Here is an 18916-nt window from a genome sequence, read left to right on the forward strand (position 1 = left end):
TTAATCTCCAAATTGATTGAACGAATATGGTATGCGCTCTATTAAAATAAGAGAAATTAATTATAATTATTATCTTGATAAGAATTTCATATCGATTTCACACCATTAAGGTCATAAAGATGCTAGATATTCACTGGTTAAAAACCTTTGTCACATTGGCTGAGTTAAAGCACTTTGGTAAAACAGCCAATGCGCTGCATATGACACAGCCAAATGTTAGCTTGCATATTAAGCAGTTAGAAAAAACGACACGGGTTAAACTGATAGAACGTAATCCTTTTAGTTTGACCCAAGCAGGTTTACGGCTATTAGAGTCTGGACAAAAAACCTTATGGGAATTACAGGTTTGCCAATCTGACTTAAATGCGATTAATGATCTCAGCCAAGGCACACTGACAATTGCCGCCAGTGATATAATTTCTCGTTTATTGTTGATTGAGCCTTTTCAGCTTTTTAAGCGCCAGTTTCCTGGCATTGACTTTACTTTGCTCAATACAACGTCTTCGCAAGCGTCAGCATTGGTTAAAAGTGCTGAAGCTGATTTAGGGTTTGTGATTGCCCAAAAAGAAAGTGAGCCGCTGCATTTCACGCAATTACAGCAGATAAAATGGTGTGCATTAGGAAATCATTTAAAGTTATGGCAGCAGGCCAAAAACGATAACAATGTTACACTGACTGAGCCACCAACATTAATTTTACTCGGCCATGATACGCGAACCCGAGACTTGCTCGATAGTGCCTTGCCATCTTTAAATTTGCCAAATTATCGGGTTATGGAAGTGGGCAGTGTCGATGCACAAATTGATTGGGCTGAAGCGGGGTTTGGCGTTGCCATCGTGCCAGAGTTTTCCCTGCGCAGTAAAGCAAATCTAACCACCACAGTGACCGCATTACCGCAATTTCCAACTACCAGTTTAGGTTATATAGTGAGGCAAAATCAGGTACTTTCAAAAGCGATAAAGCAATTACTACATTGGGTCAATGAAGAAATCTCCCGAACTCATCTTGCATAGTATTTATATGTTAACTGTACGGCTATGTACTTTGTGATTCAGTTATTTTTATGTGTAAGGGTTTTTACCTTCAGCTACTAGTACACAAAAAATCCGTAAATCTAATTCGAGTTGATGGTAGCTTGGCTCCATGTGGCAGCACAGGGCGTAAAAGCTTTTGTTGTGGTCTTTTTCCTTAAAGTGGGCGAGCTCGTGTACTACTAAAGCTTTGAGTAATTCCTCTGGTGCACGCAGTAAATCACTGTTGATGGCTAAATCGTGCTTGCGGGTTTTACCTTGCATACGATACGTATGAGTACCTAGCGCGTTAGTGACCATATCGCCTTGTTTTTTAAACGCGGCGCGGCCAAACGGTGGCGCATTTTTTAAATAGCGCTTTTTAAGCTCAGTGGCGTATGCGTATAACGACTTGTCACTGGTAATATTATGGGAGCTTGGGTATTTTTTAGTTAAATACGCGCCGTGTTTATCATTTTCAATAAGCTGCATTACTTGCGTTACAATTTGCTCTGGATAGCCGCTAAAATAGCGTTTAAAATCACTCATTCAATACTTCTTTGTAGTTAATTAATTTTCAACGCGAGTCAAAAAAGGCTGGCTTGACTGGCTTCTTTTTCACCAGTGAAAGGGCTTAGCACGGGGTGCTGGTAATTTAAATCTTGGCAAAACTCGCGTGCTAATAATGGTGCTTGGCGGTTATCTGCAGTATGAAAAAATACATACGGGTGCTTACCCTCATCAAGCCATTGTTTTACTTTTTTAAGCCACGGTTGGTAATAGCTTTTATAGTCATGATCTAAATCGGCAATCACAAAGCGGGCCATAGGTTGATTGCCTGTTGCAATGGCATGCACGGGTAAATGGGGCTTTTTTTGTTGGGCATCGATGAGTGCTTCAGTGTTTGGCTTAACTGCAAATAATGCGCGGGTGTCCATTGAGATACGGTTGACATTGTTTGCTATTAATAGCTGATTAAAGGCAATTTCGGCTGCGCCTTTCTTAAAAAATTCGGGGTGGCGAACTTCAACGCCGTAGTTTAAACCTGTCGGTAGCTTGGCAATAAACTGTGCTAATAACGGCAGTTGCTTGGGGCTAAAACTACTTGGTAGCTGCAACATGATCTGCCCAACATGAGACAATATTGGCTCGAATAAATTAAACCATGCAGTGAGTTCGTCATCGATATGAGTAAGCTGTAATTCATGACTAAAGCGTCGATGGAATTTAAAAGTAAATTTAAAGTCATTGCCGACAGCATCACGCCAGCGATTTAATGATTCAACACTAGGATCGGCATAAAAGCTGGTATTGCCTTCGACTGAATTAAACACCTGTGCGTATTCGTGCAACATATCGGCATTTTTGCAGTGACTTGATAATAAATTGCCTTTCCACGCGGTACTTGACCACTGCGGACACCCTAAATACAACATAAAACGGTTAACTGATTGTGTGTTTTAGCTAGTATATCAAATCTATAAATTGAAAGCATAGTAGCTGCTGCCGAGCTCGCATTTTCAAGTAACTTGGGTATAATGCTCTCCCTAAAATGATTTATAAATAGTGGCTTATTCTCCCTCAAAAACAGCAATTCTTAGGGGAAGCGGCTATTCGTCTTTACACTGACAGGAAAACTATGCGCTCTATATACTGCGGACAGCTAAATAAAACTCACGTAGATCAAGAAGTTGAACTATGTGGTTGGATCAACAAACGACGTGACCTTGGTGGACTTATCTTTGTCGATTTACGCGATAGAGAAGGTTTAGTACAAGTTGTATTTGATCCTGAAGTTGAAGACTTAATGGATACCGCGAATACATTACGTCAAGAATTTTGCGTACAATTAAAAGGTGTAGTTCGCGCACGTCCTGACAGCCAAATCAACAAAGATATGGCAACTGGTGAAGTTGAAATTTTAGGCACAGGCCTTACTATCATCAACCGTTCAGAGCCGTTACCACTTGATTTTAATCAGGTAAACTCTGAAGAGCGTCGCTTAAAATACCGTTACTTAGACCTTCGTCGTTTAGAAATGAGTGACCGTATTAAACTACGCGCTAAAGCTAGCAGCTTTGTGCGTCGTTTCTTAGATGACAATAATTTCTTAGATATCGAAACGCCAGTACTTACAAAAGCTACCCCAGAAGGAGCGCGCGATTACTTAGTACCGAGCCGTGTTCACAAAGGCAGTTTTTACGCATTACCGCAGTCTCCGCAGTTGTTCAAGCAATTGTTGATGATGTCGGGTTTTGACCGTTACTACCAAATTGTTAAATGTTTCCGTGATGAAGATTTACGTGCTGACCGTCAGCCTGAGTTTACTCAAATCGATATAGAGACCTCGTTCATGAGCTCTGCTCAGGTACGTGGTATCACAGAAAAAATGATCCGCGAAATGTGGCAGCAATTGCTAGACGTGGATTTAGGCGAGTTCCCAATCATGCCTTACGCTGAGGCAATGAGCCTATATGGTTCTGATAAGCCAGATTTACGTAACCCAATGACATTAATTGACGTTGCCGATTTAGTAAAAGACGTCGAGTTTAAAGTTTTTTCAGGTCCTGCCAATGATGAAAAAGGCCGTGTTGCTGTATTAACTGTACCAGGCGGTGCATCACTTTCGCGTAAGCAACTAGATGACTACACTAAATTCATCGGCATTTACGGCGCGAAAGGGCTTGCGTGGATGAAAGTAAATGACCGCGGTGCAGGCGCTGAAGGCGTGCAATCGCCAATCGCTAAGTTCTTAAATGAAGACGTGATCAACGAACTTCTTGCACGCACTAACGCACAAACTGGCGACATCATTTTATTCGGTGCTGATAAACGCAACACAGTAAACGAAGCAATGGGCGCGCTACGTATTAAGATTGGCCTTGATTTAGAGATCACTAATCTAAATAGCTGGGCTCCACTTTGGGTTGTTGACTTCCCAATGTTTGAAGAAGACGACGAAGGTACATTGCATGCTGTTCATCACCCATTTACAGCACCAAAAGATGTAAATGCAAGCGAACTTGAAGCAAACCCAGCAGCGGCTATTTCAGATGCATACGATATGGTACTAAATGGCTACGAAGTAGGCGGTGGTTCGGTACGTATTCATAATACAGATATGCAAGAAGCAGCGTTTAGAATCCTAGGTATTGATGCACAAGAGCAGCAAGACAAGTTTGGTTTCTTACTTGAAGCGTTAAAATACGGTACGCCACCACATGCTGGTTTAGCGTTTGGTTTAGACCGTTTAGCAATGCTGCTGTGTGGTACTGATAACATTCGTGACGTGATTGCTTTCCCTAAAACAACCCAAGCGTCGTGTTTGTTAACTAACGCACCAAGTAAAGCAAATGCAGATTCGCTTACAGAGCTTGCTATTAGTGTTGTTGAAAAAGCTGAAAAATCAGTAGAATAAGTGATTAATTAGCACTTAATCTTACTATTGATTTAAAACCCTTAAGTGTAGGCTTAAGGGTTTTTTTATGGTGTAATCAAAATGGTTTAATAAAAATATATTAAGGATAGTAAATGAGTATTAGTGCAACTTTGCTTGGTGAGTTCTTGGCTTTGATATTTATTGTATGCATCCCATTTTTTACGTGGATAAGTTATCGCCTTGGTAAAAGAAAAACAACAACACCGGTTATTGTTGCTGTAATTGGTGGGCTATTAGCGATTATTCCTATTTTTGGGTTGATCTATATCGCAGTTCTTGCTTTGAAAAACGATTTAGAGGTTAAGCATTCGAGTGTTTAAAGAGTTCGATTATTTCGATCAGCAATTTTCAAAATGTGTTGCCAGCGCGCAGCACTTTAGTGACATTGAATTTGAACAGTGTCAGTTTATTGAATGTGATTTTAGTCATAGTCAATTTAGTAATTGTCGTTTTATTGAGTGCGAATTTATTAACTGTAATTTAAGCGATTTAAGTTGGGGTTATAGTTCGTTAGAAGAAGTCAGCTTTGTTGATTGTAAGCTCAACAGTATTCAATGGGCGCAGGTAAATTGGCCACAATTAGCACTTACTTCATCGGTGAGTTTTAAAAATTGCCAACTTAGTCATAGCTCGTTTTATGAGTTACAGTTAAAAGGCTTGATCATGACTGACTGTTTTGCCAAGGATGTTGATTTTAGACAGGCTAATTTAGCTACCAGTGATTTTAGTAACACTGATTTTAGAGATAGCCTGTTTCAGCAAACAAACTTGAGTAAAGTAAACTTTGTCGGTGCGATGCATTTTAATATTGATATTAAAAATAATAATGTCAGTCAGGCTAAGTTTGAGCGCTTTGCAGCGTTAAACTTACTTAGCGGACTAGATATCGAGCTGGTGGATTAGCCGTTATGACACGGCTAATCTAATGCTTAATTAGCAGGCAGGGCCATTTTTATTTCGTGCGCTGGCAAGTGCGCGGGCAATTTCAAGTAATGCAGGGGAAATATCACTGGCGCCATCTTTGATGAGTTTTGATACATCACCTGATGAATACAAACTATCGCGTGGTGATTTAATGCCTAATTCACGCACAAAATCTTTAGTCTTGCCGGTGCTGCCTGTTTCGATAAATTTGAAAATAATACGCTCGTTATTATTTTTTGGCTCTGTTTCTAGCGTTTTGATTTCATCTTGATACGCTTCAATTCTGCTTTGTAAAATATCGATACGCTGTTCGATGCTGTTGTATGATTTCATGGATAGGTTCTTTTCTAAATAGACGTTAGGACAATGCGGCTATTATCGCATAAATTTATAATAATTATTTTTTTCTTTAAAACTCTTCTGCTGTACCAGGTACCTAATTTTATTGCAATTAATATTCAAAGGCTTAAAGTACTTTATAATTTAAATAAAATAAGTCGAGCAAATTAATGCCACTACCTTTTAAGTACCTTGTGAGCTTCTTTTTTCTCATAGTCAGTACCGTCGCCAGTTCCGCAACAAACAGCGAAATGATTGTTGATAAAGCGCGTGACCGCGCGATCCCGATAAGTATTTCAAACGAGCATTGTAGCCAACAAACAAAATGCCCTGTGGTATTTATTAGTGCCGGATACGGTATTGCGCATACTGACTATCAGTTTGCGGCTGATATATTTACAGCTAAGGGCTATTTAACCATTGCTGTAGCCCATGAATTAGACAGCGATGCTGCGCTCAACCGCACGCCACCTTATATGGCCACTCGTATGGAAAACTGGCATCGTGGTGTGGTCACTCTAAAATTTTTAGTGACCGAGTTGAGCTCTCGCTACCCAGAGTATGATTTTACGCGGTTAACGTTATTTGGTCATTCTAATGGCGGTGATATAGCCGCGCTTTACGCGGCGATTTATCCTAAGCAAGTGAGTCAAATTATTACGCTTGATCATCGACGTATGTTGTTACCTCGCAATAAAAACATTCGGGTTTTAACGCTTCGTGGCAGTGATTACCCTGCGGATAATCAGGTATTACTCAATGAAGATGAATTAGCACAGTATCCGGTTACGCAGATTTCGATAGAGAACTCACGGCATAATGATATGTATGATGGCGGACCTAAGTGGTTAGTAGATCGGATGAGTAAAGAAATCAAAGCGTTTGTTGTAAACTAAAATAATAAAACTTAGCGCGTAAACATATTAAGTTGCCACTCTATACGCGCTTGATAGTTATTTTACCAGCTCACTTACAATCAGTGGGTTGTTATACCAATCGACTTAAATATTTAACCATTCTAGCGAGCTAAATAAAGCGCTAACTGCGTTATAATTTTTTCAAGTAGAACAACTACATGTCAAAATTTACGCCTTGTTATCACTGTATTTATCTGTCGCTATAAATGGTCAGTAACTTAACACGATTGGTATTATGCAGGATTTTGTGCGCAGGGCATTTGTCGGCAATTTCTAATAGGCGCTGGCGCTGAGCGTCACTTAAATCGCCCACCAGGGGGATTTTACGAGTGATGGCTTCGAGTTTGTCGGTTTGCTCGCAGTTATCGCAATCGGCGTGATAATCACGGGTGTGGTTCAGTTCTACCTTTACGTGTTCAAGTGGCAAGTTTTTACGACTTACATGCTGAGTAAAGACATGATCTTTCTCTTTAACTAATACATTGCCGCTGCTAAGTTTGGCACTGTAGCGGCTTTTATCAAAATCCACATAACGTTTTATCCACAATAGCAACATTTTGATTTGCATCAAGTAATAAACGTTCATCCAGCTAAAGAGGACATAAGTCCTTATGTTTTTTTGCCCGTTTTATTATGCTCGCGAAGCGCTACAATGGAGCAACTGCTATGATTAGCAAAGGCTTTTAACAACTTAATTCATTGGATACGAACATGCAATTACCTACCGTTGATTATAAAGCGAGCGATGCGGCCGCTCAATTTGTTGAGTCTCTTAGAAATACGGGCTTTGGTGTATTAAAAAACCACCCAATTCCACAGTCTCTTGTTGAATCAATTTATAAAAATTGGCAGGATTTTTTTAATTCTGAACAAAAACATGAATTCTTATTCTCTAAAGACACTCAAGATGGCTACTTTCCGCCTTCGGTATCAGAAGTTGCAAAAGGCTTTACAGTTAAAGATATTAAAGAATACTTTCATGTTTATCCTAAAGGCCGTGTACCAGCGCAGTTAGAGGCAGATATTCGCGAATATTATCGTTTAGCCAATGAATTTGCTGCGACATTGTTAAGCTGGGTGCAAGCTGAAGCACCAGCGGATGTGCGTGCTAAGTTTTCAATTGATTTAAAAGATATGATTGCTGATTCAGAGCAAACATTATTACGTATATTACATTACCCGCCGATGACAGGTGATGAAGAACCTGGCGCTATTCGTGCTGCTGCACATGGTGATATTAATTTATTAACGGTATTACCTGCTTCAAATGAGCCAGGCTTGCAAGTACAAAAAACAGATGGCGGTTGGTTAGATGTGCCATGTGACTTTGGTAGTTTAATTATTAATATTGGTGATATGCTGCAAGAAGCATCAGGTGGTTATTTTCCATCGACTATTCACCGTGTTATTAACCCAACAGGTAAAGCGTCAACTAAATCACGTATTTCGTTGCCATTATTTTTGCACCCGCGTCCAGATGTGGTGTTATCAGCGCGTTATACTGCGGACAGTTATTTACAAGAACGTCTACGTGAGTTAGGTGTTAAATAATATAGCGCAAGCAATGAGAGTTTTTTCAGTTTTCTTTTGAAATGAATAGAAACAGTTGATAGACACTAATAAAGTAACTGTCAGATGCTGTAAATACTAGCAAAAAGAGCGATGTAACCTGAACTCTGGTTAAGAGAGTTATTATTCGGAGTTCAGGTTATATTGGTTTGCTGGTATCACCAATTCAATCAAAACAAGCTTAAATGAATGGTGATACAGTATTACGATTTTTTACTGAGTATAGAACCTAGCACTCAATTATATTTACAGCTAAGCCGCCGCGAGCGGTTTCTTTGTATTTGGTCTTCATATCATTACCGGTATCGAGCATGGTTTTTATCACTTTATCCAGTGATACTTTTTGCTCGCCACTGCCACGAATAGCTAACCGTGATGCGTTAATCGCTTTGATAGCGCCCATTGCATTCCGTTCGATGCAGGGTACTTGTACTAAGCCACCGACCGGATCGCAGGTTAAGCCTAAGTTATGTTCCATGCCAATTTCGGCCGCATTTTCAACATGTAATACGCTGCCACCAACAATTTCTGTCAGCGCACCAGCAGCCATAGAGCAGGCAACACCGACTTCACCTTGGCAACCGACTTCAGCGCCTGAAATTGATGCATTCTTTTTGTATAAGATGCCAATTGCAGCGGCGGTGAGTAAATAGCGAGTTGCAATATCGCGGTCTACTTCTTTAATAAAGGTATGATAGTACATTAATACTGCTGGTAAAATACCCGCAGCGCCATTAGTTGGTGCTGTCACTACACGGCCACCGGCGGCGTTTTCTTCGTTAACGGCAAGGGCAAATAAGTCTACCCAGTCCATCGCTCGCAGTGGATCGTTACTTACTTCAATATTGAGCTTTAAATACAAACTAGGGGCACGGCGTTTTACTTTTAAACCACCCGGCAAAATGCCTTCGGTGCGCATGCCGCGTTCAATACAGGCTTTCATTACTTGCCAAATATTGAATAATTCATCTTTGATTTCATCTTCAGTGCGCAGCGTTTTTTCGTTTTTCATCATCAAGCTTGATACGCTAAAACCTGACTCTTTACACATCTCAAGTAATTCTTTGGCACTGCCAAAAGGATAGGGGGCAGGGTTTTCTTCGCGAATATCTAATGCTGCTTGTTTTTCTTTTTCAAATTCTTCATCGGTAACAATAAAGCCGCCACCAATTGAGTAATACACTTTACTGTGGAGTTTTTCGTCACCTTTGTATGCAATGATCTCCATTGCATTTGAGTGTTTCGGTAAGGTTTTACGACGATGAAATACGATCGCTCCTTGTTTTGGGAACTTCGCTTTATGGACTTGATTTAAATAGATAACTTGTTCATTTTCAATTTTAGCGAGAATGTCGTCAACTAAATCGGCATCAATGGTTTCTGGATCGTAGCCCGCAAGCCCTAAAATAACGGCTTTTCCTGACCCATGGCCAATGCCGGTTTGGCCTAATGAACCATATAGCTCAACTTTAACGCTGGTAACATCGGTTAATAAGTTTTGTTGTTGTAGTTCGTTAACGAATAAACGCGATGCGCGCATTGGGCCGACAGTGTGTGATGATGACGGGCCAATGCCAATACTAAACATATCGAATGCACTGATCATAATAACTTTACTCTACTTTTACTCAGCACGATTGCTGTCTTTGAACGGTCGCACATAATAACGCGTAATTGTACCCTTGTAACCATTTGCGACAGAGATTTAAACTGGTATGGCGAGCTGTTTTGTAAAGTTTTTTATAATGCTAGCAGTGGCTCCCCAAAGTAGTCCGTAAGGAGTTGAAAAACCTTGTAAAGTAATAACTCTGTTATAACGTTGAAATACTAGGGGGTGCCAATTATTTTCGTCCATGAGCTTACTTACGGGGATTAAAAAACTTGCTGATACTTCATTTTGATCAGCTTGCCAGTGAGTATTCGGAGCAAGCAACCCGACATAAGGAGTGATAGTGAAGCCTGTTAAAGTCGAATAGTTAGCGAGTTTCCCGCTAATCGTGACTTGTTGAAGAGAAATATTAAGCTCTTCTTTGAGCTCTCGCAAAGCGGTATCACGAAGTGTTTTATCGTTTCGCTCATGCTTACCACCGGGTAAGCAAATTTCCCCTGGGTGATGCTTTAAGTGAATAGGGCGTTTACACAATAATATGTGTGCATGGTGGTCAATATCAATGAGCGGCAATATAACCGCACTTGCACGTTTCGATGCGCTCAATTTACTACTTCTTAGCTCGGTTTGTTTAATCGGTGCACTTAACTGAAAACGGGCTAAAAGTTGCTGAGTATTCACACTATCACTTCAATAAGGGGAGAATTTTATTTACTTTATCGTAAGTTTCTTGGTATTCCAAATCAACTTGTGAGTCAGCTACAATCCCGCCGCCAGCCCAACAATAAATATGCTGATTATGACAGACTAGGGTGCGAATGGTAATGCTGGTATCCATATTGCCACAAGCACTTAAGTAACCAACCGAGCCACAGTAAATACTGCGACGATGCGGTTCTAATTCTTCAATAATTGCCATAGCACGTATTTTTGGTGCGCCAGTAATTGAACCTCCAGGGAAGGCGGCTTTAAGCTGGTCAACTGCGGTTTTACCATCGGCTAACTGTGCTGTTACGGTGCTGACTAAATGATGCACCGCTGGAAAGCTTTCGATTGCAAATAACGAAGGTACTTGTACGCTACCTGGTTTTGCAACTTTACCTAAATCATTACGCAGTAAATCAACAATCATTACATTCTCGGCACGATCTTTCGCTGAATTTTGTAAGCGAGAGGCTTGTGCGGCATCTTCTTGTTCATTTGCGCAGCGCGGCAAGGTGCCTTTGATGGGCTTAGTTTCAATATGACCTTGTTTGATGGCGATAAATCGCTCTGGGGAAATAGACACAATAGCGCCATCAGGATGATTGATAAAACTGGAAAAAGGCGCTTTGTTGGCATCGCGCAAAGTACAGTAAGCTTGCCATGGAGAGCCTAGATATTGCGCCGTAAAGCGTTGTGCTAAGTTAATTTGGTAGCAATCACCACTTTTTAGGTAAGCTTGGATTTTAGCAAATTTATCGCTGTATTGAGCAAGGCTCATATTTGATGACCAGTCACGCGTTATTTCAAACTCAGGGTAAACCGGCGTTTGACTTGTTAACGGGTCAAGATACAGGGCCTGCCTATTTATATTTGGTTGCGCTATATAAAACCAATGGCCGAGTTGTTTGTCGTAAATTAATGCGTCTGGATATAAGCCAATTGCCATTTGTGGCATGGCAATATCATCAATAGCTTGCTCTGGCAAGTGTTCAATTACGCGACCTAAATCGTAACCAAAATAACCCAGCCAACCACCGCTAAACGGCAAGTCGTGCTGTGCTTTGCTATTATCAAGCTTGGCAAGCTCGTTTTGGATAATGCTAAAGCAGTCTTGTGTTATGAGTTTGTCATCAATATAGGTGCGATTATTTTTAACCTCAAGGCGCAGGCTAGGCGCTATCGCAATGAGATCATAACGGCTATTTACATGCTCGCTATTGGCGGAATCGAGTAGTACAGCATAAGGTAAATTAGCAAAATAGGCGAAAACCTCTACGCAGTTGAGCGAAATGTCTAATTGAATACAGGTTTTATGTTGTTTTATCATCTATTTTTTTACCCTGAAAAACTGGCTCGAAACGGGCTGGGAGGGTATCATAAGTTAAAATTTTTTGGCAGCGTTTAGTGAATAACAAAGGCTGCCTATGGCTTTGCAAACCACCGTCACCGGTTTGATTTATGTTACGTGTATAAATACGTAAAGGTAACTTAAGGAACCCCTATGAGTACAATTCGTCAGCAAGACTTTATTGATAGCATTGAAGATGCTCTGCAATATATTTCGTTTTATCACCCACTTGATTTTGTACAAGCACTCGAAAAAGCCTATAACAAAGAGCAAAGTAAAGCGGCGAAAGATGCCATTGCGCAAATTTTAATTAACTCGCGTATGTCTGCTGAAGGCAAGCGTCCACTATGCCAAGACACCGGTATTATCACCTGCTTTGTAAAAGTAGGGATGGATGTGAAATGGGATAAAACAGATTTAACTGTACAACAAATGGTTGACGAAGGGACGCGTCGTGCTTACTTGAACCCAGATAACCCTTTACGTGCATCGATTGTTGCCGATCCTGCTGGCACCCGTAAAAATACCAAAGACAACACGCCATCTGTGGTTCACATTGATTTAGTGGCAGGCGGTGAAGTTGAAGTAATGGTGGCAGCTAAAGGCGGCGGCTCAGAAAACAAAACTAAGATGGTGATGCTAAATCCATCTGATGACGTAGCTGCATGGGTTGAAAAAACCTTACCGACTATGGGGGCTGGTTGGTGTCCACCGGGCATGCTGGGTATAGGTATTGGTGGTACTGCTGAAAAAGCAGCGGTGCTTGCAAAAGAATCATTAATGGATCCTGTTGATATTCATGAGCTTATGGAACGTGGCGCCGAAACCACTGAAGAAAAATTACGTTTAGATATTTTTGAACGTGCAAACAAACTGGGCATTGGTGCACAAGGCCTTGGCGGTTTAACCACGGTGGTTGATGTGAAAATCAAAACCGCGCCGACTCACGCAGCGTCAAAACCTGTGGTAATGATCCCAAATTGTGCGGCAACTCGTCATGTTCACTTTACCCTTGATGGCTCAGGCCCTGCGAATTTAAAAGCGCCAAAACTTGAAGATTGGCCAGAAGTCACATTTGAAGTTGGTGAAGGCACGCGTCGTGTCGACTTAAATACGCTAACTAAAGAAGATACCCGTGAATGGAAAATGGGCGAAACAGTGTTACTGTCAGGTACTATATTAACTGGTCGTGATGCAGCGCATAAACGTTTACAAGATATGATCAACTCAGGCGAAGGTTTACCAGAGGGCGTTGATTTTGAGAATAAATTTATCTACTACGTTGGCCCAGTTGACGCGGTACGTGATGAAGCGGTAGGACCAGCAGGCCCTACAACGGCTACCCGTATGGATAAATTTACCGACATGATGTTAGAGAAAACAGGCATCATTGGTATGATTGGTAAAGCCGAGCGTGGTCCAGCCACTGTAGAATCGATCAAAAACAATAAGTCAGTGTATTTGATGGCAGTGGGTGGTGCAGCATACTTAGTATCTAAAGCTATCAAGAAAGCGCGTGTAGTGGCGTTTGAAGACTTAGGTATGGAAGCTATCTACGAGTTTGAAGTAGAAGATATGCCTGTTACTGTTGCTGTTGATAGCGAAGGCGCAAATGCGCATACGCAAGGCCCTGCGATTTGGAAAGCTAAAATTGCAGAGTTAGACGCTAAGTTAAAATAACACGTCGCTGATTTTGTGCGGTATTTAGCAAATGTTAAATACCGCCAGTCAGATCTGACCAGTTTCAATGATTTCCCAAAACCTCACATAATCCATTCTATTTAAACATATATTATCGTTATCCTGGTTGTAATATTTACTTTACAGCAAGCTTGTCTTTTACGTTCACGTAAAGCTGCGGTGGTAATTTTTCAATTGTTCTGCATTTATATTCCGTATATTTTGATTTTAATGAATTAAAATTACAGGTTATTTGCTTTATTTCATTTGTTTATGATGTTTAGTTATTTTGATTAGTTTTATCATCTCATATAGTGGTAAGGTGCAATTTGAAGTGATAAAGTCTCGGCAATTTCAGCGTGCATACCCTCTCACGGGTTACAAATTTCGGAGTAAGATAAAGTGGCTGTGTTTAATCGAGTTGATTTTGATAACCACGAACAAGTGGTTTTTTGTGCAGATAAAGAATCAGGCCTTCGTGCAATTATTGCCGTTCATAATACTAATTTAGGCCCTGCTGTTGGTGGTTGCAGAATGTGGGACTACGCAAGTGATGACGACGCTGTTGTAGATGCGCTTCGTTTATCAAAGGGTATGACCTACAAAAATGCGGTAGCACGCCTACCATTTGGTGGTGGTAAATCAGTGATCATTGGTAATGCCAAAGAAATTAAGTCTGAACAGTTATTCCGTGCCTTTGGTCGTCAATTAGAGCGTTTAAATGGCAGCTATTATTCAGCTGAAGATGTAAACATCACCTGTGATGATGTGGCTATCATGAATAAAGAAACTAACTATGTATTAGGCCTTGAAGGTAAAAGTGGTAACCCATCACCATTTACTGCCTATGGCACATTTTTAGGAATTAAAGCGGCTTTACAACATCAACGCGGTCATCAAGACTTGAGTGGCATAAAAGTGGCAGTACAAGGCTTAGGCGCTGTTGCATATGGCTTATGTAAACACTTACACGAAGCGGGTGCGACCTTGTTTGTAACTGATATCAACCAAGTGGCGATTGACCGTGTAGTGAATGATTTTGCAGCAACTGCTGTGAGCATTGATGAAATATACGACCTTGATGTCGATGTATATGCACCGTGTGCACTTGGCGCAACAGTAAATGATGCAACTATTCCACGCATTAAAGCGACAATTATTGCGGGTTGTGCAAATAACCAATTAGCCGAGTCTCGCCACGGTGAGATAATTCGTGAAAAAGGTATTTTATACGCACCAGATTATGTGATTAACGCAGGTGGTATTATTAATGTTTATTATGAAACAGCGCCAGAAGGTTACAGTGCTGAGGCATCAAATAAACATGTTGAGGGGATTTTCAAAACCTTAACTGAAATTTTCTCGCGCAGTGAGAAAGAGCAAAAATCAACGCATTTGATCGCAGACGAACTCGCACAAGAGATCATCAAAAACGGTTTATAATAAGCGCGTTTAGGCGTGCAATTGCACGCCTTTACATTTTTCAGTAAATCCCTCACGATACGGTCATCCTGACTTGTATAGTTTTCTAAAGATATGACGCCCATCGATTTAGCCACATGGCCACGCGAACAACATTTCTCACTGTTTAAAGAGTTTACACAACCTTATTTTAATATATGTGCACAATTAGATATGGGGGCGTTGTATCAGTATTGTAAATCACAGCAATGCTCTTTTTTTCATGCCTATATTTATGTGACATTGCAGGCAAGCAATGCTTATCAACCAATGTTGCTGAGGATCATTGACGGTGTACCTTGGCAACTAGCTGCTCAACGTGCCAGTGTTGTAGAGCTTGCTGATGATGATACCTTTCGGTTTAGCTATTTTTCACAACAAGCTACGTTTAACGACTTTCAAGTGCATGCAAATAAAGTTAGCTTAGCTGCAAAGCAACAGCCATTATTCTCAACTGCTTTTGCGCAAACCGAAGGTCAAGCTGATTTGTTCCATATTTCGGTTTTACCTTGGTTGAATTTTACAAGCTTTGCTCATGCGCATACACAAGGTAACCATTTCGGTATTCCTAAATTAGTGTTTGGGCAGTTTAATGCTAGAACAGGGAAAATACCGATCTCCATAGATGTGCATCATGCATTAATGGATGGTTTACATGTAGCTAAGTTTATTGAACAACTGCAACGCAGTATCGATGATTTTTCTGTTTAGTTTAGGCGTAAACAAAGTGTATTATTTAGTTAATGAAAATAAAACTAAGACTATGTTAGTATAAATCCTGTGCAGGGAAATATAATGATAGTTAACTACGAGTAAATCATTATCTATTTGATTTATGTTAATGCTAAGTTGTTAGCTCGCCATAATTACAAAGGCGTTTAGTTTAATGATTCGTTTAGGTCTTTGCTTTTTCATTTTTGTTGTTTTTAGCAGCTTTGCTGCTGAGCCAACTCGCTTACCGTTGAATGACTATTTTGCTGAAACTTGGAATACGCGTTCTGGTTTGCCTCATAATAGTATCAATAGTGTGGTGCAAACCAATGACGGCTATGTATGGATTGCCACATGGGAAGGGTTAGCTCGATTTAATGGCCGTGAGTTTAAATTATTTACACGCACGGAAATAACTGGTTTACCAGATTCAGGTTTGCGTAGTTTAGCCCCACAAGCTGATGGTGGCTTATATATAGTGGGTGATCGTGGTGGGATCAGTCATCTATATCATGGGCAATGGCAAGCTAAGCCCAATGCGACTGCGATGGTAAATCACGTATTAAAAACACCTTCCGATGAAACTTGGTTAGCTCTTGAGGGCCAAGGCGTTGTATACCGCGAGTTTGATAGTGCACCGGACACGGCGATTTTAGAAAACCTCAGTGCTTATCGCCTAATAGAAGACAAAGCAGGTATGATCTGGGTTGCAACCAGCAATGGCTTGTATCAAATTAATAATAAAACAGCGCGATTAATTACTCCTGATTCTGGTTTACCACAAAGTCCAATATACACCTTATATTTGACCCGCCAAGGTGAACTCATTGTAGGCAGTGAACAAGGCGCATGGAAGCAGGTAAACAACCGTTTTGTCAGTATTCATGCTCAGCTTAAAGATGAGGCTATCTCAAGTATTTTACAAGATGATCATGATGATCTTTGGTTTGGTACGATTAATAAAGGGGTGTTTCGATTAAGCTCGTTAGGACTTGAACAACTTGATGCTGACGCTGGTTTACCAGCCAATCGGATTTTATCGTTATTACAAGATCGTGAAAATAGTATTTGGGTTGGCACAAATGGTGGTTTGTACCGATTGCGTGAAGCTGCTTTTTCAACTTGGACCACAAAACGCGGTTTAACAGGGGACTATGTTCGTACCGTGTTGTCTCATTCAGATGGTAGCTTATGGGTAGGCGGCAGCCTAGGTTTAAACCGCATTGAAGATAATAAAGTAAACACATTCCCTGCTGCTTATGGGAATGATCCGTTATCGGTTTTAAGTTTAGCTGAGGATGCGCAAGGACATATTTGGCTCGGGACTTATACCTCAGGTTTGATGAGAATTATCAATGGTCAAGCTTATCCTGTTCTAGATCGTAAAAATGGCTTAGCCAGCAATGAGGTCAGGGCGTTATTATTTGATAGTGCAGGGCGCTTATGGGTAGGAACCGCAGCAGGGTTGACACGAATAGATGTGGATGGATCACTGAAGCAGTTTTCAAGTGTAGATGGTTTACCTGGTGATTTTATTATAGCCCTTAGCGAAGACAATTATGGCAATGTATGGATTGGAACCGGCGTTGGGGTCGCATTTTTTAGCCCAAGTTTAGAAAAGTTTACGGCTAAAGTATTTCCAGCCCATTTTGATGCTGAATATGCTTTTGGTTTTTATGCTGAATCTGAATATATCTGGATGGCGACAGATCGTGGTCTTGTCCGGTGTCATATCCCAACCGGAGAGATGAGTATTCTTGGGCGTGAACAAGGCTTGCCAGTTGATAAGTTATTTCAAATAGTGGCACAGGGAGATTCATTTTGGTTATCGAGTAATCGTGGTGTGATCCAAGTTAATCAACAGCAAGTCAAACAGCGGCTCGCCCAGTTAGCACAAAATAATGCGTTGCCAATCCAGTATCAGCTATATGATGAAGGAGACGGCATGCTTAGCGCCCAGGCTAATGGCGGGTCTAATCCTGCTGCGGTGCTGCACAAAGATGGCAGTATTTGGATTGCCACAGCGCAAGGAGCAAGTACTATCGTCCCCGAACGTTTAAAACAAGCTACAAAGAAGACATTACCGACAATTATTGAGGCCATGTATGTAGATGGCAAAATGACACCCTTGGTGCAGCAAGGTGAAGAAATTATTTTACCGTTGGGGGTTTCACGGCTTTCTTTTCATTATGCGGGCTTAAGTTTTATTATGCCCCATCGGCTGAATTACCAGACCCAATTGACAGGCTATAACAATGTATGGGTTAACCGTAATCAACTCAGTATTACAGAATATACTAACTTACCAGCGGGCAAGTACACGTTCAAAGTACGTTCTGGCTACCCTAATGGGCAATGGCAAGATAATGATAAAACCTTAACGTTTGTGATCCAGTCATATTTCTGGCAAAAAACTACTTTTAAAATCATGGTTTTTATCGGTTTATTAGCATTGGTTTACGGGCTTTATAGATACCGACTTTATCATTATAAAAAAATAGAAACCGAGCTGATCAAGCGGGTTGAGCAACAAACTAATGATCTGCAACTACAAACAGATGCCTTTTCTCATCAAGCAACCCATGATCAACTAACTGATTTGCCAAATCGTCGTGCCTTTGATTGTTGGCTCGCGGATAATTTTGCCGACTTTAAGCAACATGATTCACCTCTGGCTATTGCGATTATGGATATTGATCATTTTAAGCGCATTAATGACGGGTGGTCACATATTGTTGGCGACCGAGTAATTTGCGTAGTTGCTCATATACTAGGAGAGCTCAATGAGAGTGATGATAGTCAAGTTGCTCGCTGGGGAGGCGAAGAGTTTACATTACTATTCCCTAACAAAACCGCACAACAAGCCGCGCAATTATGTGAAGAGCTACGGGGGAAAATTGCAAACTATGATTTCTCAAATATTGCTAGTGGATTAACTGTAACAGTTAGCTTTGGTATCGCGGACTCATTAAGCGCCAATGATTATGATAGATTACTAGCGCAAGCAGATCAGGCATTATATAAAGCAAAAAATAATGGCCGAAATAGGGTCGAAGTAACATTTTCAGATGCGCTTAGTGGTGACCACTTGGATCTTTAACATATTTTTCGCAATTATTAATTGTATGTATTTTGTTCATTTTGTTTTTCTCCAGAAAAACCCGCTACAGGCTATGCCATATCAGCTACATAAAATATATTTAT

General features: G+C 40.8%; 16 protein-coding genes and 1 pseudogene. 10 read left to right on the forward strand and 7 right to left on the reverse strand.

Annotated elements, in window-relative coordinates:
* Positions 1-119: 119 nt before the first annotated feature.
* Positions 120-1013 carry a LysR family transcriptional regulator gene (locus J7338_RS08520; protein ID WP_145242350.1) on the forward strand — a complete coding sequence of 298 codons (894 nt, stop codon included), beginning with the start codon at positions 120-122 and terminating at the stop codon, positions 1011-1013.
* Positions 1014-1061: 48 nt separating this feature from the next.
* Here the strand turns inward: J7338_RS08520 and J7338_RS08525 are convergent, their stop codons facing one another.
* Entirely contained in the window at positions 1062-1559 is a 498-nt protein-coding gene (locus J7338_RS08525) for a M48 metallopeptidase family protein (protein WP_149982946.1), read from the reverse strand.
* Between the two features lie 38 nt (positions 1560-1597).
* Positions 1598-2446: a DUF72 domain-containing protein gene (locus J7338_RS08530; protein WP_210796659.1), complete on the reverse strand. Its 849-nt coding sequence runs from the start codon at positions 2444-2446 to the stop codon at positions 1598-1600.
* 203 nt (positions 2447-2649) lie between these two features.
* Between J7338_RS08530 and aspS the strand changes: the two genes are divergently transcribed.
* The 3 genes from aspS to J7338_RS08545 all read left to right on the forward strand — a co-directional run bounded on the left by aspS (position 2650) and on the right by J7338_RS08545 (position 5352).
* Positions 2650-4428 (forward strand): aspartate--tRNA ligase, encoded by a 1779-nt coding sequence (gene aspS / locus J7338_RS08535; RefSeq protein ID WP_210796661.1) that lies wholly within the window; start codon positions 2650-2652, stop codon positions 4426-4428.
* Between the two features lie 113 nt (positions 4429-4541).
* The gene (locus tag J7338_RS08540; protein WP_149982948.1) at positions 4542-4769 is read left to right on the forward strand and encodes a hypothetical protein; all 228 of its coding nucleotides are present in this window, start codon (positions 4542-4544) and stop codon (positions 4767-4769) included.
* Entirely contained in the window at positions 4762-5352 is a 591-nt protein-coding gene (locus J7338_RS08545; RefSeq protein WP_210796662.1) for a pentapeptide repeat-containing protein, read from the forward strand. The genes J7338_RS08540 and J7338_RS08545 overlap by 8 nt, the downstream gene beginning before the upstream one ends.
* A gap of 30 nt (positions 5353-5382) precedes the next feature.
* Here the strand turns inward: J7338_RS08545 and J7338_RS08550 are convergent, their stop codons facing one another.
* Positions 5383-5706, reverse strand: coding sequence for a hypothetical protein (locus tag J7338_RS08550; RefSeq protein WP_182717963.1), 324 nt, complete (start codon positions 5704-5706; stop codon positions 5383-5385).
* Positions 5707-5882: 176 nt separating this feature from the next.
* On the opposite strand from J7338_RS08550, the gene J7338_RS08555 reads away from it, so the two are divergent.
* The gene (locus tag J7338_RS08555; RefSeq protein WP_210796664.1) at positions 5883-6608 is read left to right on the forward strand and encodes an alpha/beta hydrolase; all 726 of its coding nucleotides are present in this window, start codon (positions 5883-5885) and stop codon (positions 6606-6608) included.
* A 211-nt stretch (positions 6609-6819) separates the two neighbouring features.
* Here J7338_RS08555 and J7338_RS08560 read toward each other — a convergent pair.
* A pseudogene (locus J7338_RS08560) lies at positions 6820-7173 on the reverse strand (OsmC family protein); the annotation flags it as partial.
* Positions 7174-7340: 167 nt separating this feature from the next.
* On the opposite strand from J7338_RS08560, the gene J7338_RS08565 reads away from it, so the two are divergent.
* Positions 7341-8180, forward strand: a complete 840-nt coding sequence (locus J7338_RS08565) for an isopenicillin N synthase family dioxygenase (RefSeq protein ID WP_210796666.1) — start codon at positions 7341-7343, stop codon at positions 8178-8180.
* Positions 8181-8427: 247 nt separating this feature from the next.
* Here the strand turns inward: J7338_RS08565 and J7338_RS08570 are convergent, their stop codons facing one another.
* The 3 genes from J7338_RS08570 to pabB all read right to left on the reverse strand — a co-directional run bounded on the left by J7338_RS08570 (position 8428) and on the right by pabB (position 11839).
* Positions 8428-9804, reverse strand: coding sequence for an L-serine ammonia-lyase (locus J7338_RS08570; protein WP_210796668.1), 1377 nt, complete (start codon positions 9802-9804; stop codon positions 8428-8430).
* A gap of 99 nt (positions 9805-9903) precedes the next feature.
* Complete coding sequence (locus J7338_RS08575) at positions 9904-10488, reverse strand: CoA pyrophosphatase (protein WP_210796669.1); 585 nt, start codon at positions 10486-10488, stop codon at positions 9904-9906.
* Positions 10489-10492: 4 nt separating this feature from the next.
* Positions 10493-11839 carry an aminodeoxychorismate synthase component I gene (gene pabB, locus J7338_RS08580; protein ID WP_210796671.1) on the reverse strand — a complete coding sequence of 449 codons (1347 nt, stop codon included), beginning with the start codon at positions 11837-11839 and terminating at the stop codon, positions 10493-10495.
* A gap of 174 nt (positions 11840-12013) precedes the next feature.
* Between pabB and J7338_RS08585 the strand changes: the two genes are divergently transcribed.
* The 4 genes from J7338_RS08585 to J7338_RS08600 all read left to right on the forward strand — a co-directional run bounded on the left by J7338_RS08585 (position 12014) and on the right by J7338_RS08600 (position 18812).
* Positions 12014-13540 carry a fumarate hydratase gene (locus tag J7338_RS08585; RefSeq protein ID WP_210796673.1) on the forward strand — a complete coding sequence of 509 codons (1527 nt, stop codon included), beginning with the start codon at positions 12014-12016 and terminating at the stop codon, positions 13538-13540.
* A gap of 402 nt (positions 13541-13942) precedes the next feature.
* The gene (locus J7338_RS08590; protein ID WP_210796675.1) at positions 13943-14983 is read left to right on the forward strand and encodes a Leu/Phe/Val dehydrogenase; all 1041 of its coding nucleotides are present in this window, start codon (positions 13943-13945) and stop codon (positions 14981-14983) included.
* A 93-nt stretch (positions 14984-15076) separates the two neighbouring features.
* A complete protein-coding gene (locus tag J7338_RS08595; RefSeq protein ID WP_210796676.1) occupies positions 15077-15712 on the forward strand; it encodes a CatA-like O-acetyltransferase in 636 nt (211 codons plus the stop codon).
* Positions 15713-15887: 175 nt separating this feature from the next.
* The gene (locus J7338_RS08600; protein WP_210796678.1) at positions 15888-18812 is read left to right on the forward strand and encodes a ligand-binding sensor domain-containing diguanylate cyclase; all 2925 of its coding nucleotides are present in this window, start codon (positions 15888-15890) and stop codon (positions 18810-18812) included.
* Positions 18813-18916 lie beyond the last annotated feature (104 nt).

Source organism: Pseudoalteromonas ostreae (genome assembly GCF_018069805.1).
In the GTDB taxonomy this organism is placed as follows: domain Bacteria; phylum Pseudomonadota; class Gammaproteobacteria; order Enterobacterales; family Alteromonadaceae; genus Pseudoalteromonas; species Pseudoalteromonas ostreae.

Coding starts and splice junctions, on each gene's coding strand:
- J7338_RS08525 (WP_149982946.1), bottom strand. CDS start 1,559: ATGAGTGATTTTAAACGCTATTTTAGCGGCTATCCAGAGCAAATTGTA.
- J7338_RS08530 (WP_210796659.1), bottom strand. CDS start 2,446: ATGTTGTATTTAGGGTGTCCGCAGTGGTCAAGTACCGCGTGGAAAGGC.
- aspS (WP_210796661.1), top strand. CDS start 2,650: ATGCGCTCTATATACTGCGGACAGCTAAATAAAACTCACGTAGATCAA.
- J7338_RS08570 (WP_210796668.1), bottom strand. CDS start 9,804: ATGATCAGTGCATTCGATATGTTTAGTATTGGCATTGGCCCGTCATCA.
- J7338_RS08520 (WP_145242350.1), top strand. CDS start 120: ATGCTAGATATTCACTGGTTAAAAACCTTTGTCACATTGGCTGAGTTA.
- J7338_RS08540 (WP_149982948.1), top strand. CDS start 4,542: ATGAGTATTAGTGCAACTTTGCTTGGTGAGTTCTTGGCTTTGATATTT.
- J7338_RS08600 (WP_210796678.1), top strand. CDS start 15,888: ATGATTCGTTTAGGTCTTTGCTTTTTCATTTTTGTTGTTTTTAGCAGC.
- J7338_RS08595 (WP_210796676.1), top strand. CDS start 15,077: ATGACGCCCATCGATTTAGCCACATGGCCACGCGAACAACATTTCTCA.
- J7338_RS08550 (WP_182717963.1), bottom strand. CDS start 5,706: ATGAAATCATACAACAGCATCGAACAGCGTATCGATATTTTACAAAGC.
- J7338_RS08565 (WP_210796666.1), top strand. CDS start 7,341: ATGCAATTACCTACCGTTGATTATAAAGCGAGCGATGCGGCCGCTCAA.
- J7338_RS08555 (WP_210796664.1), top strand. CDS start 5,883: ATGCCACTACCTTTTAAGTACCTTGTGAGCTTCTTTTTTCTCATAGTC.
- J7338_RS08585 (WP_210796673.1), top strand. CDS start 12,014: ATGAGTACAATTCGTCAGCAAGACTTTATTGATAGCATTGAAGATGCT.
- pabB (WP_210796671.1), bottom strand. CDS start 11,839: ATGATAAAACAACATAAAACCTGTATTCAATTAGACATTTCGCTCAAC.